The 14,712-nt window shown below is 72.7% G+C and carries 15 protein-coding genes; 13 read left to right on the forward strand and 2 right to left on the reverse strand.

From position 1 onward, the window contains the following. Nucleotides 1–31: 31 nt before the first annotated feature. The 7 genes from MUN74_RS16555 to MUN74_RS16585 all read left to right on the forward strand — a co-directional run bounded on the left by MUN74_RS16555 (nt 32) and on the right by MUN74_RS16585 (nt 7,923). Entirely contained in the window at nt 32–1,192 is a 1,161-nt protein-coding gene (locus MUN74_RS16555) for an NAD(P)/FAD-dependent oxidoreductase (RefSeq protein WP_244853704.1), read from the forward strand. After that, entirely contained in the window at nt 1,189–1,431 is a 243-nt protein-coding gene (locus MUN74_RS16560) for a (2Fe-2S)-binding protein (RefSeq protein WP_244853705.1), read from the forward strand. Before MUN74_RS16555 ends, MUN74_RS16560 begins: the two co-directional genes overlap by 4 nt. Then, nucleotides 1,428–2,813: an FAD-dependent oxidoreductase gene (locus MUN74_RS16565; RefSeq protein WP_244853707.1), complete on the forward strand. Its 1,386-nt coding sequence runs from the start codon at nt 1,428–1,430 to the stop codon at nt 2,811–2,813. Before MUN74_RS16560 ends, MUN74_RS16565 begins: the two co-directional genes overlap by 4 nt. Before the next feature lie 86 nt (nt 2,814–2,899). After that, the gene (locus MUN74_RS16570; RefSeq protein ID WP_244853709.1) at nt 2,900–4,216 is read left to right on the forward strand and encodes an MFS transporter; all 1,317 of its coding nucleotides are present in this window, start codon (nt 2,900–2,902) and stop codon (nt 4,214–4,216) included. Nucleotides 4,217–4,285: 69 nt separating this feature from the next. After that, nucleotides 4,286–5,218: a dihydrodipicolinate synthase family protein gene (locus MUN74_RS16575; RefSeq protein ID WP_244853710.1), complete on the forward strand. Its 933-nt coding sequence runs from the start codon at nt 4,286–4,288 to the stop codon at nt 5,216–5,218. A gap of 70 nt (nt 5,219–5,288) precedes the next feature. Next, on the forward strand, nt 5,289–6,290 hold the full coding sequence (locus MUN74_RS16580; protein ID WP_244853712.1) for a proline racemase family protein: 1,002 nt from the start codon (nt 5,289–5,291) through the stop codon (nt 6,288–6,290). A 139-nt stretch (nt 6,291–6,429) separates the two neighbouring features. After that, a complete protein-coding gene (locus MUN74_RS16585) occupies nt 6,430–7,923 on the forward strand; it encodes an aldehyde dehydrogenase (NADP(+)) (RefSeq protein WP_244853714.1) in 1,494 nt (497 codons plus the stop codon). Between the two features lie 246 nt (nt 7,924–8,169). Here MUN74_RS16585 and MUN74_RS16590 read toward each other — a convergent pair whose 3' ends face one another. Next, on the reverse strand, nt 8,170–9,153 hold the full coding sequence (locus tag MUN74_RS16590; RefSeq protein WP_244853716.1) for a proline racemase family protein: 984 nt from the start codon (nt 9,151–9,153) through the stop codon (nt 8,170–8,172). Next, the gene (locus MUN74_RS16595) at nt 9,153–10,097 is read right to left on the reverse strand and encodes an ornithine cyclodeaminase family protein (RefSeq protein WP_244853718.1); all 945 of its coding nucleotides are present in this window, start codon (nt 10,095–10,097) and stop codon (nt 9,153–9,155) included. Before MUN74_RS16595 ends, MUN74_RS16590 begins: the two co-directional genes overlap by 1 nt. A gap of 69 nt (nt 10,098–10,166) precedes the next feature. Between MUN74_RS16595 and MUN74_RS16600 the strand changes: the two genes are divergently transcribed. The 6 genes from MUN74_RS16600 (at nt 10,167) to MUN74_RS16625 (ending at nt 14,712) form a co-directional block, all read left to right on the forward strand. Beyond that, nucleotides 10,167–11,633 carry an aminopeptidase P family protein gene (locus MUN74_RS16600; RefSeq protein ID WP_244853719.1) on the forward strand — a complete coding sequence of 489 codons (1,467 nt, stop codon included), beginning with the start codon at nt 10,167–10,169 and terminating at the stop codon, nt 11,631–11,633. A gap of 191 nt (nt 11,634–11,824) precedes the next feature. Then, the gene (rpsP, locus tag MUN74_RS16605; protein ID WP_244853721.1) at nt 11,825–12,250 is read left to right on the forward strand and encodes a 30S ribosomal protein S16; all 426 of its coding nucleotides are present in this window, start codon (nt 11,825–11,827) and stop codon (nt 12,248–12,250) included. 4 nt (nt 12,251–12,254) lie between these two features. Further along, a complete protein-coding gene (locus tag MUN74_RS16610; protein WP_056651189.1) occupies nt 12,255–12,491 on the forward strand; it encodes an RNA-binding protein in 237 nt (78 codons plus the stop codon). Between the two features lies 1 nt (nt 12,492). Next, nucleotides 12,493–13,158 (forward strand): ribosome maturation factor RimM, encoded by a 666-nt coding sequence (rimM, locus tag MUN74_RS16615; protein ID WP_244853722.1) that lies wholly within the window; start codon nt 12,493–12,495, stop codon nt 13,156–13,158. Between the two features lie 10 nt (nt 13,159–13,168). Then, the gene (gene trmD, locus MUN74_RS16620) at nt 13,169–13,861 is read left to right on the forward strand and encodes a tRNA (guanosine(37)-N1)-methyltransferase TrmD (RefSeq protein WP_244853723.1); all 693 of its coding nucleotides are present in this window, start codon (nt 13,169–13,171) and stop codon (nt 13,859–13,861) included. A gap of 107 nt (nt 13,862–13,968) precedes the next feature. Continuing rightward, nucleotides 13,969–14,712 carry a sirohydrochlorin chelatase gene (locus MUN74_RS16625; protein ID WP_244853724.1) on the forward strand — a complete coding sequence of 248 codons (744 nt, stop codon included), beginning with the start codon at nt 13,969–13,971 and terminating at the stop codon, nt 14,710–14,712.

Here is a 14,712-nt window from a genome sequence, read left to right on the forward strand (position 1 = left end):
GGCGGGATTCGGGACAGGAAGGAGTGGCCTCGTGCGCGTCATCGTGATCGGCGCGGGTGCGATCGGTGCAGCCAGCGCGCTCGCGCTCGCCGAGGCGGGCGCGGAGGTGGTGATCGTCGACCGTGCCGGCGTCGCGGGGGAGACCTCGAGCCGGTGCGAGGGCAACATCCTCGTCTCCGACAAGGGGCCCGGGCCCGAGGCCGAGCTCGCGATCGTCGCGAACCGCGCCTGGCGCGACCTCGCCGCCCGCCTCGACGCCGACCGCGGTCCGGGTCAGCCCGCGACCGAGTTCGAGGCGAAGGGCGGCGTCGTCGTCGCCTTCGCCGGCGGCGAGGCGGCGCTCGGCACGTTCGCGGACTCCCAGCGCGGCATCGGCATCGCCGCACACGACGTGGATGCCGCGGAGCTGCGCGCGCTCGAACCCCACCTGTCGCCCGAGATCGCCCGAGGCATCCACTACCCCGACGACGCGCAGGTGCAGCCGAGCCTCGCGACCCAGGCGATGATCGCCCGGGCCGTGCGGCTCGGCGCCAGCCTGCGCGTGACCGAGGTCGTCGGCGCGCACCGGAGCGGCGGCCGCATCGTCGGCGTCGAGACGACGGACGGCCGGATCGAGGGCGACGCCGTCGTCAACTGCGCCGGGCCGTGGGCCGGCGAGGTCGCGACGCTCTTCGGCGCCCGCCTCGACATCCGGCCGCGGCGCGGCCTGATCCTCGTGACCGTACCGATGCCGCAGCGCGTCTTCCACAAGGTGTACGACTCCGACTACGTCGGGGCGGTCGGGTCGGGGGATGCCTCGTTGCAGACCTCCACGGTCGTCGAGTCGACCCCCGCCGGCACGGTCCTCATCGGATCCAGCCGCGAGCGCGTCGGCTTCTCGTCGGCGAACACGCTGCCCGCGCTGGCCGAGATCGCCGCGAAGGCGACGCGGCTGTTCCCGTTCCTCGCCGACACCATGCTGTTGCGCAGCTACCACGGCTTCCGTCCCTACGCTCCCGACCACCTGCCGGCGATCGGCGCCGACGGCGACGTCGACGGGTTCTTCCACGCCGCCGGCCACGAGGGCGCCGGCATCGGACTCGCGCCGACGACGGGGGAGCTCATCGCCCACGCCGTGCTGGGCACGCCCGCGCCCGTCGACCCAGCACCCTTCCTGCCCACGCGGGCAGCCCTCCGGGAGGAGGCCGCATGACCATCGGCATCACCTTCGACGGCGACGAGATCGTCGGTCGAGACGGACAGACGATCGCGGGCGTGCTGCTCGCCGCCGGACGACGCACCTGGCGCACCGCCGACGGGGCGGAGCGCGGCGTGTTCTGCGGCATCGGCATCTGCCAGGACTGCATCGTGACCGTCAACGGCACCGAGAGCGTCCGCGCCTGCCAGCGCACGGCGTGCGACGGCGACGTGATCGAGAAGGAGGCGCGATGAAGCGGCGGGTCGTCGTCCTGGGCGCGGGGCCGGCCGGTCTCGCCGCCGCACAGGCCGCGCTCGCGCACCGTGCAGAGGTCATCGTCATCGACGAGGGCGAGCGGGTCGGCGGGCAGTTCTGGCGGCACCACGACACCCTCACCGACCGGCACCTGCAGCACCAGTGGGGGCGGTTCGAACGCCTGCGCGCGGTGCTCGACCGTGCGACCGTGCACTCGTCGACGAGCGTGTGGCGGGTCGACACTGAGCGCGGCCTGCGCGTGCACGCGCTGCAGGGGCCGGCCGACGCGGCATCTCGCACGGCCCTCACGATCGAGGCCGACGCCCTCGTGATCGCGACCGGTGCGCACGACCGTGCCCTGCCCGTGCCGGGCTGGACGCTGCCGGGCGTGACGACCGCGGGCGCCGCCCAGGCGCTCGCCAAGCGCGACGGCGTGGCACTCGGCCGCCGCACCGTCGTGGCGGGGGCCGGCCCGTTCCTGCTGCCCGTCGCGGCGAGCATCGCCCGGGTCGGCGGCGAGGTCGTCGAGGTCGTCGAGGCGGTCGGCGCCCGGGGCATCGCCCGCGGCTGGGGCCGTGCGCCGTGGCAGCTGGCCGGTGTGGCGGGCAAGGCGGGGGAGCTCGGCGAGTACGCGGCCTCGCTCGCCCGGCATCGCACCCCCTATCGCCTCGGTCAGGCGGTCACCCGTATCCACGGCGAGACCTCGGTCGAGGGCGTGACGATCCAGCGCATCGATGCACGGTGGCGGCCGGTGCCCGGCACCGAGCGGCAGGTCGGGTGCGACGCCGTCGCGCTCGGACACGGCTTCACGCCGCGGCTCGAGGCCGCGATCCAGGCGGGATGCCGCATCAGCCCGAATCGGTTCGTCGAGGTCGACGACCGACAGGCCACGAGCATCGACGGCGTGTACGCCGCGGGCGAGGTCACCGGCATCGCCGGGGCCGACGCGGCCCTGGCAGAGGGGGCCGTCGCGGGCTTCGCCGCCGCCGGGGGAGACCCCGACGACCCGCGCATGCGCGGCCCGATCGCCGCTCGCCGTCGCATGCACGCGTTCGCGGACCGGCTCGCGACCCACGACATCGCGCCGGGCTGGACCGCGTGGCTCGACGACGAGACGATCCTGTGCCGCTGCGAATCGGTGACCGTCGCACGGCTGCGGGGCGCCGCCGACGCGGCCGGCTCGAGCCGGGGCATCCGTCTCGCCACCCGCGCCGGCCTCGGTGCCTGCCAGGGTCGCACGTGCGGGCGCAGCGTCGAGGCCGTGCTCGGCCGCCCGCTCGACCTCGACCGCCGACCTGTGCTGTCGTCGGTGCGCATCGGCGAGCTCGCGGCGTGCGCCGAGGGCTCCGGCATCGACGAGGCGGTCGCCGGCGCGGGCTGAGCCCGACGGGCAGACGTCGGTCGAAGCATCCGACTGAGTAGTGTGTGATATATTACACATCACGTAATGCGACAAAGGAGCCGCCGATGAGCACCCTCGAGACCGAAACCCAGATCGCCCCGCCCGGCGACGCCGAGGCCCGCCGTGTCCGCAAGGTCATGACGTCCTCGGCCATCGGGCACTTCGTCGAGTGGTTCGACTTCGCCGTGTACGCGTACGCTGCGCCGGTCATCGCCACGCTGTTCTTCCCAGACTCCGACCCCGCGGCCGCGCTCATGGCGGTGTTCGCCGTCTACGCCGTCGGCTTCGTCGCGCGCCCCATCGGCGCCTTCCTCATCGGCAACCTCGGCGACCGATTCGGCCGCAAGCGCGTGCTCGCCGGCGTCATCCTCGTCATGGGCATCTCGACGACCCTCATCGGCCTGCTCCCGACCTACGCGGCGATCGGCGTCGCGGCACCCGTGCTGCTCATCCTGCTGCGCATGATGCAGGGGCTCTCGGCCGCCGGCGAGACGATCGGCTCGAACTCCTTCGTCGCCGAGCACTCGCCGATCAAGCGTCGCGGGCTCAACGTCGGGCTCGTCTACACCTGGTCGAACCTGCCGCCCGTCATCGCCGCGCTCCTCGTGCTCGCCCTCACGACCGTGCTGTCGCCCGAGGCGTACGAGACGTGGGGCTGGCGTGTGCCGTTCCTGCTCGGCGCGCCGCTCGCGGTCGTGGGCCTCTACATCCGCACGCGCGTCGACGAGTCGCCCGCGTTCCTCGAGATGCGCGAGAGCCGCAAGGTCGAGTCGGCGCCGATCCGCACGGTGTTCCGCGAGCAGTGGCGCAACATGGTCGTCTGCTTCAGCATCGCGGCCGTCGCGAGCCTCGGCTACTACTCCCTCACGGGGTACTTCTACTCGTACATGACCGTGACGATCGGCCTCGACTCGTCGGCCGCGCTCATCTCGAACAGCATCGCGCTGCTCATCACCTTCTTCACCGTGCCCGTCGCCGCATTCGTCTCCGACCGCATCGGCCGTCGGCGCATGCTGCTCATCGCGGGCCTCTTCGGGGCGCTCGTCGCGGTCCCCGCGTACCTCCTCGTGGGCGTCGGCACCCTGCCCGCCGCGATCGTGAGCCAGAGCCTGCTCGGCCTCGCCCTCGGCCTCTTCTTCGGGCCGGCGGGCGCGGCGTTCGTCGAGCTCTTCCCGGCCCGCGTGCGGTACACCGGCGCCTCGATCAGCTACAACCTCGCGTTCACGATCTTCGGCGGCACCGCACCGCTCATCGCGACCTGGCTCATCGGCCTCACCGGCTCCACCGTGGCGCCCGCCTGGTACGTCGTCGCAGTCACCGTGCTCGCCCTGCTCGTCGTCATCACGATGCCCGAGACCAACCGGCGCTCGATGCGCGACTGAACGCGTCGCACCCGACTTCACCACCACCCGTCGCCGACGGCGACGACACCGATCAGAATGGAACACGAAATGACCACGCAGAACATGGACCTCGGCGGAGTCGTCGTCGCGACCACCCTCGCCTTCAAGCCCGACGCCTCGGCGCCCGCCGGGCTCGCCGTCGACTACGACAAGTTCGGCGAGCACGTCGACTTCCTCATGGCGAACGGCTGCCGCGGGGTCGGACCGAACGGCTCCCTGGGCGAGTACTCGTCGCTCACCGACGATGAGCGCCGCAAGGTGATCCAGGTCGCCGTCGAGGCGGTCGACGGACGCGGCATCGTCATCGCCGGCGTGCACGGCGTCGGCAGCCACCAGGCCCGCCAGTGGGCCGAGGCCGCCCAGGAGGACGGCGCCGACGGCGTGCTGCTCCTGCCGCCCACGATCTACCGCGCGAACGAGGGCGAGGTCATCGCCCACTACCAGGAGGTCGCGAAGGTCGGCCTGCCGATCATGGCCTACAACAACCCCTTCGACACGAAGGTCGACCTCGTGCCCTCGCTCGTCGCGAAGCTCGCCGAGATCCCCGAGGTCGTCGCCATCAAGGAGTTCTCGGGCGACGTGCGCCGCGTCTACGAGATCAAGGAGCTCTGCGACATCGACATCATCGCCGGTGCCGACGACGTGCTCTTCGAGCTCATGGTGAACGGCGCCGTCGGCTGGTTCGCCGGCTACCCGAACGCGTTCCCGCGCGAGGCCGTCGAGCTCTACAACCTCTGCGCCGACGGCAAGTGGCACGAGGCGAAGGCGCTCTACGAGCAGCTCGTCGCCGTGTTCCGCTGGGACTCGCGCACCGAGTTCGTGCAGGCCATCAAGCTCTCGATGGACATCTGCGGCAACTCGTACGGCGGCCCCACCCGTCCGCCGCGCGGACCGCTCTCGCCCGAGCAGCACGCCCAGGTCACGGCCGACACCGAGCGCGCCCTGGCAGCGCTCGCGGCACGGCAGGCGGCGGTCGCCTGATGCGTCCTGCGCCTGAGACGCTGCCCGGAGGCCGGCGAACCGCGCCGGTCTCGACGGTGGTGGAGGCCTGATGCGAGCGCGTCGGGTCCTGTCGGCCGTCGACTCCCACACCGAGGGCATGCCCACCCGGGTCGTCACGGGCGGCGTCGGCCGGATCCCCGGCGCGACCATGAACGACCGCCGGCTCTACGCGATGGAGCACCTCGACGGGCTGCGGGGCTTGCTCATGAACGAGCCCCGCGGCCATGCGTCGATGTCGGGCGCGCTGCTGCAGCCGCCCGCGCGCGACGATGCCGACTGGGGCGTCGTCTTCATCGAGGCATCCGGGTTCCTGCCGATGTGCGGCCACGGCACCATCGGCGTCGCGACCGTCCTGGTCGAGACCGGCATGGTCGAGGCCACCGAGCCGGTCACCGAGATCCGGCTCGACGTGCCCGCGGGGCTCGTCATCGCCCGGGTCGCCGTCGAGGGCGGCCGGGCGAAGCACGTCACCATCGAGAACGTGCCGAGCTTCGCCGAGCGGCTGGATGCCTCCATCGAGGTGCCCGGCTACGGCGAGGTGCCGTACTCGGTCGCGTTCGGCGGCAACTTCTACGCGCTCGTCGAGCTCGACGACGTCGGGCTGCCGTTCGACCGCGCCCGCAAGGACGACATCGTGCGAGCGGGCCTCGCGATCATGGACGCGATCAACACGCAGGCACCGCCGCAGCACCCGGTGATCGCCGGGGCGAACCACGTGCACCACGTCGAGTTCATCGCTCCCGGGTCCGACGCCGTGCGGTCGCGGCACGCGATGGCGATCCACCCCGGCTGGTTCGACCGGTCGCCGTGCGGCACCGGCACGAGCGCACGCATGGCCGAGCTGTACGCCCGCGGCGAGCTCGCGCTCGACACCGACTTCGTCAACGAGTCGTTCATCGGCACCGAGTTCACCGGTCGGCTCCTCCGCGAGACCGAGGTCGGCGGTGTCCCCGCGGTCGTACCCACGATCACCGGCCGCGCCTGGGTGACGGGCCTCGGCCAGTACTTCCTCGACGACGACGACCCGTTCCCCGAGGGCTTCGTCTTCTGACGCGCCCTCGCTGTCACCGTGCGCGATTCAGGAGCGGAGCGGCGTGCCGGCCCAGATCGCGCCCGGCACACCGCGCGACGCGCCTCCCGACCTGAAGCGCGCACCCGCAGACATCCGAATTCACCAGCTGGAGGCATCCATGACCACTGAAATCGACATCGACGCCGTCGCCGCTCGCGCCGCGCGCGCCGCACAACCCTTCGCCGAGACCGCGCCGCGCGCCCGCGCGGCCGCACTCGTCGCCGTCGCCGACGCCCTCGACGCCGCGGCCGGCGAGCTCATCGCGATCGCGATGCGCGAGACCGGCCTGACCGAGGCGCGCCTCACGGGCGAAGTGCGCCGTACCTCGAACCAGCTGCGCCTCTTCGCCGAGGTGATCGTCGACGGCGGCTACCTCGACGCCCGCATCGACGACGCCGACGCGGAGTACGTGATCGGCCCGCGCCCCGACGTGCGCCGCGTACTCGAGCCCGTCGGTCCCGTGCTCAACTTCGCCGCATCGAACTTCCCCTTCGCGTTCTCGGTCGCGGGCGGCGACTCGGCGGCGGCGCTCGCCGCGGGTTGCCCCCTCATCGTGAAGGCGCACTCGGGTCACCCCGAGCTCTCGCGGCGCACGGGCGAGATCGTCGCCGACGCGCTCGCCGGTGCCGGCATGCCCGACGGCGTGTTCCAGGTCGTCGCGGGCCAGCAGGTGGGCGTCGAGCTCCTGCAGGACGAACGCATTCGCGCCGGCGCGTTCACCGGCTCGACGCACGTGGGCCGCCTGCTCGCCGACATCGCCGCGTCGCGACCGCGTCCGATCCCGTTCTTCGGCGAACTCGGCAGCGTGAACCCCGTCTACGCGACGGCGGGCGCCGTCGCGGGCGAGCCCGACCTGCTGCAGGGTTTCCTCACCTCGGTCGCGGGTTCGGCCGGCCAGCTCTGCACGAAGCCGGGCTTCCTCTTCGTGCCCCGCGACGCCGAGCTCGGCGCGGTCGGCGAGGCCGCTGCGTCGGTCGCCGAGCACCGGCTCCTGAACCCGGGCATCGGGCGTGCGTTCGAGGAGCGGCGCGGCGCCGTGCTCGGCGCCCCCGGCGTGACGGTGCTCGCCGCGGGCGAGGTGCGCGTCGACGACGCCGAGCAGCGCTTCGCGACCCCGACGGTGGTCGAGGTCGACCTCGAGACGCTGCGCGAGCACCGCGACGAACTCCTCGAGGAGTCGTTCGGCCCGCTCTCGATCGTCGTGCGGTACGACGACGCGGCCGAGCTGCCCGAGGTTCAGCGCGAGCTGTTCCCGGGCAATCTCACGTCGACGCTGCACGCGAGCGATGCCGAGCTCGACGCCGGCGGGCTCGCCGACCTCGTCGACGCCCTCGCCGAGACGAGCGGACGCGTGCTGTTCGGCGGCTGGCCCACTGGCGTCTCGGTGACGAGCGCGATGCAGCACGGCGGCCCGTACCCGGCGACGACGAGCGATGCGACGAGCGTCGGCACCGCGGCCATCACCCGCTTCCTGCGCGGCGTCGCCTACCAGAACGCGCCGCAGGCGCTGCTGCCGGCGCCGCTGCGCGACGACAACCCCTGGGGCGTTCCGCAGCGCCGCAGCGCCGCGGGCGCCTCAGCGGGGTGGGGGAGCCTCACCGGCTCGCACTGACCCCGCATCTGCTCTCGCGCCGCCAGCGCGCCCTCGTCGAGAGTGCACTCGTCGCCTGATTCGGGCGATGAGTGCACTTTCGGTCGGTGGAGATGGCGCGGGGCGGAGCGCGCCCTTGTTGAGAGTGCACTCGTCGCCCTGATTCGGGCGACGAGTGCACTTTCGGTGGGTGGAGATGGCGCGGGGCGGAGTGCGCCCTCGGTGAGTGGCGAGACGGCGAACGCGCGGCGAGTCCGCGTCGACGTCTCAGCGCAGGCTGAACCCGTCGGCGAGCGGGTCGGCCGGGTCGAGCTCGAACTCGCAGCGGCCGACGCGGTACGCCTGCCCGGTCACCTCGGGGATGACCCCGTCGTCGGTGCGCGAGGCGACGCGCGCGAGGAAGCGGGTGCCGATGATGGAGTCGTGCGTGAGCGTCTCGCCGTCGGCGAGCTCGCCCGTGTGCGCGAGGAGCGCGACCCGCGATGCCGTGCCGGAGCCGCAGGGGCTGCGGTCGACCTCGCCGTCGGCGAACACGGTCACGTTGCGCTGCCATGGCCCCGTGTCGGTCCGGCCGAGGTCGTCGACGAGGATCGTGCCGTACACGCCCGAGAGCCGATCGTCGTCGAGCTGAGCCGCGGGGTGCTCGTTCAGCGCCCACTTGATCTCCCGGCCGAGTCGGATGAGCTCGGTCGTGTGCTCGGGCGTCACCTCGAGGTCGAGGGCGGCGGCCGGCAGCGTCGCGTACACGGCGCCGCCGAACACGAGGTCGACGGCGACGTCGCCCCGGCTCGTCGCGAGCGGGATGCCGCGGGCGAGCACCCGCGACGCGACGTTGCGGAACACGACGCCGGTCGTGCGTCCGCCCTCGCGCTGCACGCGGGCCTCGACCCGCCCGCTCGGCACGTCGATCACGACGACCGCCTCGCCGTCGTCGGGCGCGGCGACCCAGCCGGTCGCGACCGCCCACGCGCCGAGCGCCATGGTGCCGTGCCCGCAGGCGGTCGAGAAGCCGTCCTTGTGCCAGAACAGCACGCCGAAGTGGGCTCCGTCGTCGTCGGGCGGCGTGATGAACCCGCCGTACATGTCGTCGTGGCCGCGCGGCTCGAGGCAGAGGAACCGGCGCACGCGGTCGGGCTCGCCCGTCATCGCGTGCACGCGCCGCTCGGCGACGCTCGCACCCTCGGTCGGCACGTCCTCGACGATGCGGAACGGCTCGCCCGCCGTGTGCCAGTCCTCGGTGGTCCAGCGCATCACGCGCCCCCGTCCGCGTCGTCGATCGCGGCCTGGGCGACCGCGAGATCCTGCCAGCCCATGCCGCACGTCTTCACGATGCGAGGCCGGTCGCGTGCGACCTCGACGGCACCCGTCGCGATGCGCGCCATCGGCACGACCTCGCCGGGGGAGAGATGGCCCTCGTCGAACGCCATGATGACGTCGCCGGCTTCGGTGCGCGCGACCCGGTCGGTCTCGACGATCACCTGGCTGCGCCCGAGCAGCGCCCCCGGCAGTTCGCGCACGTCGCGCTCGTGCGAGCCGACGGCGACGAGCGCGGTGCGATCGCGCACGAGGTCGGCGTCGAAGAGCGGCTCGCGGGCGGTCGTCGCGCACACGACGAGGTCGGCGTCGGCGACGTCGTCGGCCGTGCCGACCGCGACGTCGAGGCCGGATGCCTCGCACCGGGCCGCGGCCTGGAGCGCCTTCGCCCGATCGCGGCCGACGAAGCGGACCCGCTCGATCGGTCGGATCGCGCGCATGGCCTCGACGTGCCGCACGCCCTGCGGGCCGGTTCCGAAGACGACGAGGCTCTTCGCATCGGGCTCGGCGACGAGGTCGAGCATCGCGGCCGACATCGCGGGGGTGCGCAGGCTCGTGAGCTCGGTGCCGTCGAGCAGGGCGATCGGGGTGAGCGTCTCGGCGTCGAGCACGACGTAGATCGCCTGGATGCGCTCGAGTCCGCGCGCGGGGTTCGTGGGGGCGACCGTCGCCAGCTTCTGGCCGGCGTACCGGCCGAGGTCCGCGGGCATGAGCAGCAGTTGGCCGTGACGGACGTCGACGATCGAACGCGGCGGGTCGTCGTCGGGGTCGAACCCGCTGCGCAGCGCGGACTGGAGGGCGTGGATCGCCTTCGGCATGTCGATGCGGGCGCGGAGCGCGGCGGCGTCGAACATCCGCATGGCGGCGATGACATCGGACATGCGACGAGTCTACTATGTGATGTGTAATACAGCACTCGAAAACGCGCGACGACGCGCAGGAGGAGCAGGATGCACGCCGAAGTCGCCACCGCCACCGCCACCGCGGCCGCCGCCGCCGCACGATCCATGCCGCTGCCGGAGGAACCCGACCCCCGCATGCCGCGCCTGGCCGGCTCGCCAGGCTTCCGGGAGTTCATGCTGCAGGGCTGGGGCGAGGCCGACCGCACCCCGGTGATGGCCGACGGTGCGGCGGAAGCGGCTGCCCGGCACCGCGACCGGCTCTCGGTCGCGTTCAGCGGCGAGGTGCTCGCGATCGTGGCCGGCCGCGCACCCATGCGGGTGAACGACAACGCCCACGAGTTCCGCGCCGACAGCGACTTCCTGTGGCTCGCAGGTGCGGCGGTCGAAGACGCCGTCCTCGTGCTCGAGCCCCGCGCCGGCGGGCACGACGCGACCCTGTACCTGCCGGCGCCCTTCCGTCCGGGCGACGAGGGCTTCTTCGCCGACCCGCTTCGCGGCGAACTGTGGGTCGGCCCGATGCCGGGCCTGGCCGAGTGGGCGGACGCGCTCGGCGTGCGGACCCGGCCGATCGAGGCGCTCGAGCTGCCCGGCGGCGCGCTCATCGCCGGCACCGTGCCGACGACGGGGCCGTCGGCGATCATCGCGGCCCGCCCACGGTCGGCCGAGCTCGCGAGGGTGCTCGCCGAGCTCCGCATGGTGAAGGACGACTGGGAGCTCGCCGAGCTCGGCGCCGCCGTCGACACGACCGTCGACGGCTTCGCGGCGACCGCACTCGAGATCCCGAACGCCGTGCGCCGCGGCGGCGAGCGATGGCTGCAGGGCACGTTCGACCGGCACGCCCGCACGTTCGGTGCGGGCACGGGCTACGCCTCGATCGTCGGCTCCGGCGCGCACGCGCCCGTCCTGCACTGGGTGCGCGCAGAGGGCGCCGTCGACCCGGAGGCCCTGCTGCTGCTCGATCTCGGCGTCGAGCGCCGCAGCGGCTACACCGCCGACGTCACCCGCACGCTGCCCGCCTCCGGCACGTTCTCGACGGTGCAGCGCGAGGTGCACGACCTCGTCGAGGCGTCGCACCGTGCCGGCCTCGCCGCCGTGGGCCCGGGCCGAGATTGGACCGACTTCCACACGGCCTGCATGGAGGTGCTCGCCCGCGGCCTCGCCGACTGGGGCCTGCTGCCCGTGTCGGTCGACGAGGCGCTCTCGCCCCAGGGACAGCAGCACCGGCGCTTCATCGTCTGCGGCGTCGGCCACCACCTCGGCATCGACGTGCACGACTGCTCGAGCGCGAGCCATGCGGCCTACCAGGGGGCGCGGATGCAGCCGGGCATGGTGCTCACGGTCGAGCCGGGCCTCTACTTCCACGCGTTCGACGAGACGCTCCCGCCCGAGCTGCGCGGCGTCGGCGTGCGGCTCGAGGACGACGTCGTCGTCACCCCGACCGGCAGCGAGGTGCTCTCGAACGGGCTCCCGATCGACGCGGCCGGCGTCGAGGCGTGGATGGCGCGGCTCCGCTGACGCACGTGCGTGCAGGCACCGCCGCCCGGCGGGCGCCGGTTCGCGGCATCCGCCCCGATCTGGCAGAATAGGGGGTTGGACCGCCGCCCGACCCTCTATCAGGCCGTGGTCCGACCATTTCGAGCTTCCGCCGGGTGTGCACCCCACGCTCCAGGCGATCGGTTCAACCTTTCTACACATTCAGGAGAATCGTGGCTGTCAAGATCCGTCTCAAGCGTCTCGGCAAGATCCGTGCGCCGTACTACCGCATCGTCGTCGCCGACTCGCGCACCAAGCGCGACGGTCGTGTGATCGAGGAGATCGGCAAGTACCACCCCACCGAGCAGCCCTCGTTCATCGAGGTCGACTCCGACCGTGCGCAGTACTGGCTCGGTGTCGGCGCGCAGCCGACCGAGCAGGTGCTCGCCATCCTCAAGCTCACGGGCGACTGGGGCAAGTTCAAGGGCGACGAGAACGCCGTCTCGACGGTCCAGACGAAGGACGCCAAGGCCGAGTTCGTCGCCGACGAGAAGAAGAAGCCGGTGCTGAAGCCCAAGGCGGAGAAGCCGGCCCCCAAGGCCGAAGAGCCCGCCGAGGCCGAGGCCGAGGCTGCGGAGACCGCGACGGACGAGGCGTAAGGCCTTGCTCCAGTCCGCGCTCGAACACCTCGTCAAGGGGATCGTCGATCACCCTGACGACGTGAAGGTCGTCTCCGCGTCGAGCGCACGCGGCGAGGTCCTCGAGGTTCACGTGAACCCCGAGGACCTCGGCCGTGTCATCGGCCGGGCCGGTCGCACCGCCAAGGCCCTCCGCACGCTCGTCACGGCGCTCGCCGACGGCCGCCGCGTGCGGGTCGACGTCGTCGACACCGACGACTGACGTGGCCGAAGCACCGAAGACGCAGCTCCGGGTCGGTCGCCTCACCAAGGCGCACGGCCTCAAGGGCGCGATCAAGCTCGAGCTGTACACCGACGACCCCGAACGCCGTTTCACGCCCGGGGCCGAGTTCTCGCTGCAGGTGCCGAAGGAATCGCCCTGGCACGGCAAGCACCTCGTGCTGCGTGAGCTGCGCTGGTACAACGGGCACCCCGTCGGCTTCTTCGAGGGCGTCGACGACCGCACCGCGGCCGAGACCCTCATCAAGGCGATCCTCTGGGTCGACCAGTCCGACGACGAGGCGGGCGAGCCCGACGCCTGGTACGACCACCAGCTGATCGGCCTCGCAGTCGTCCGCGACGGCGAGCGCATCGGCGAGGTCGTGCACGTCGACCACCTGCCGGCGCAGGACCTGCTGATCGTCAAGGCCTCGGGCCGCGAGGTCATGGTGCCGTTCGTCTCGGCGATCGTGCCCGAGGTCGACGTCGAAGCGGGCACGCTCACGGTCACCCCGCCGGCCGGCCTCTTCGAGGAGATCGTCGAGATCGAGGCGGATGCCGCAGCCGAGGCGCCGGCCGAGGCCGACGACGCAACGGCCCCCGCTGAGGCCGCATCGGTCGGCGACGAGCCCGCTGTCGACCAGCCCGCGGCCGACGAGCCCCGCGACTGACGGACCGCCGATGCGCGTCGACATCGTCACGATCTTCCCCGAGTTCTTCTCGGTGCTCGACCTGTCGCTGCTCGGCAAGGCACGCGAGTCGGGCCTGCTCGAGATCACCGCGCACGACCTGCGCGACCACACGCACGACCGGCACCGCACCGTCGACGACACGCCGTACGGCGGCGGTGCGGGCATGGTCATGAAGCCCGAGCCGTGGGGCGAGGCGCTCGACGCGATCGTCGGCGACGGGGCATCCGATGCCCTGCTCGTCGTGCCGTCGCCAGCGGGCGAGCCGTTCACGCAGCAGCTCGCCCGCGAGCTCGCGGCCGAGCCGCATCTCGTGTTCGCCTGCGGCCGATACGAGGGCATCGACCAGCGCGTGGTCGACCACTACGCGACGCGCATGCGCGTGCGGCTCATCTCGCTGGGCGACTACGTGCTCAACGGCGGCGAGGTCGCCGTCATGGCGATGATCGAGGCGGCCGGCCGGCTCGTGCCGGGCGTCGTCGGCAACCCCGAGTCGCTCGTCGAGGAGTCGCACGAGAACGGCCTGCTCGAGTATCCGAGCTACACCAAGCCCGCCGAGTGGCGCGGGCTCGAGGTGCCGCCCGTGCTGCGCTCGGGCAACCACGGCGCCGTCGCCGCCTGGCGTCACGAGCAGCAGGTCGAACGCACGCGTCGCGTACGGCCCGAGCTGCTCGGCGACGCGTGAGCCCTTCTTCACGCCGTCGAAACATCCGTCGTCCCTCCGTGTAACAGCGCCTTCCTAGCGTCGTAGCGGCGGCCACTGGATCCCCGCCGGAAGGCGCAGGTCCGAGCATGGTCGTCACGAGTACAGCGACGCGTCCCCTCCGGTTGCTCGCGGTCACCCACGGCTCGCCCTCGACGGCGAATCGCGAGTCGGTCATCCGCCTCGTCGACGCCGTCGCATCCGCGAGGCCAGGGGTTGACGTCGCGGTCGGCTTCGTCGATGCCGGCGAAGCCGGGCGCGGCCGGATCGGGAACCTCGCGGGTCCGGAGGAGGACGCGGCCGTCATCGTCCCTCTGGTGCTCTCGGCAGGGTTCCACGTGCGCACGGGGCTGACGCAGCGCCTCGAGCGCTCGCACTCGAGCGCCGGACTCGCCGCGGCGCTCGGCCCGGATGATCGCATCGTCGAGGTCCTCGCGATGCGACTCGACCGGTGCGGACTGGCCGGCGATGATGCGGTGGTGCTCGCGGCGGCGGGATCGAACGACCCCCGGGCGCAGCTCGAGTGCTTCGAGACCGGGCGACGTCTCGCCGTCCGCCTCGGGCGGAGCGTGACGGTCGGTTTCATCGCCGCGGGAGTTCCGCGGCTGCGCGACGCGGTCGACATGATCCGGGAGGTCCATCCGGCACGGCGGGTCGTGGTCGTGCCGTACCTGCTCGCACCGGGCGTGTTCTGCGACGCGGCGTCGGGGGTCGGTGCCGACGTGGTCGCCGCACCGCTGCTCGTGCCCGACGAGCCGGCGCCGGCCGCGCTCGTCGACCTCGTGCTCGCCCGTTACGACGAGGTGCCGTCGGATCAGGGGCTCGGCGCCTGA

This window comes from Agromyces sp. H17E-10, assembly GCF_022919715.1.
Taxonomy (GTDB): Bacteria; Actinomycetota; Actinomycetes; order Actinomycetales; family Microbacteriaceae; genus Agromyces.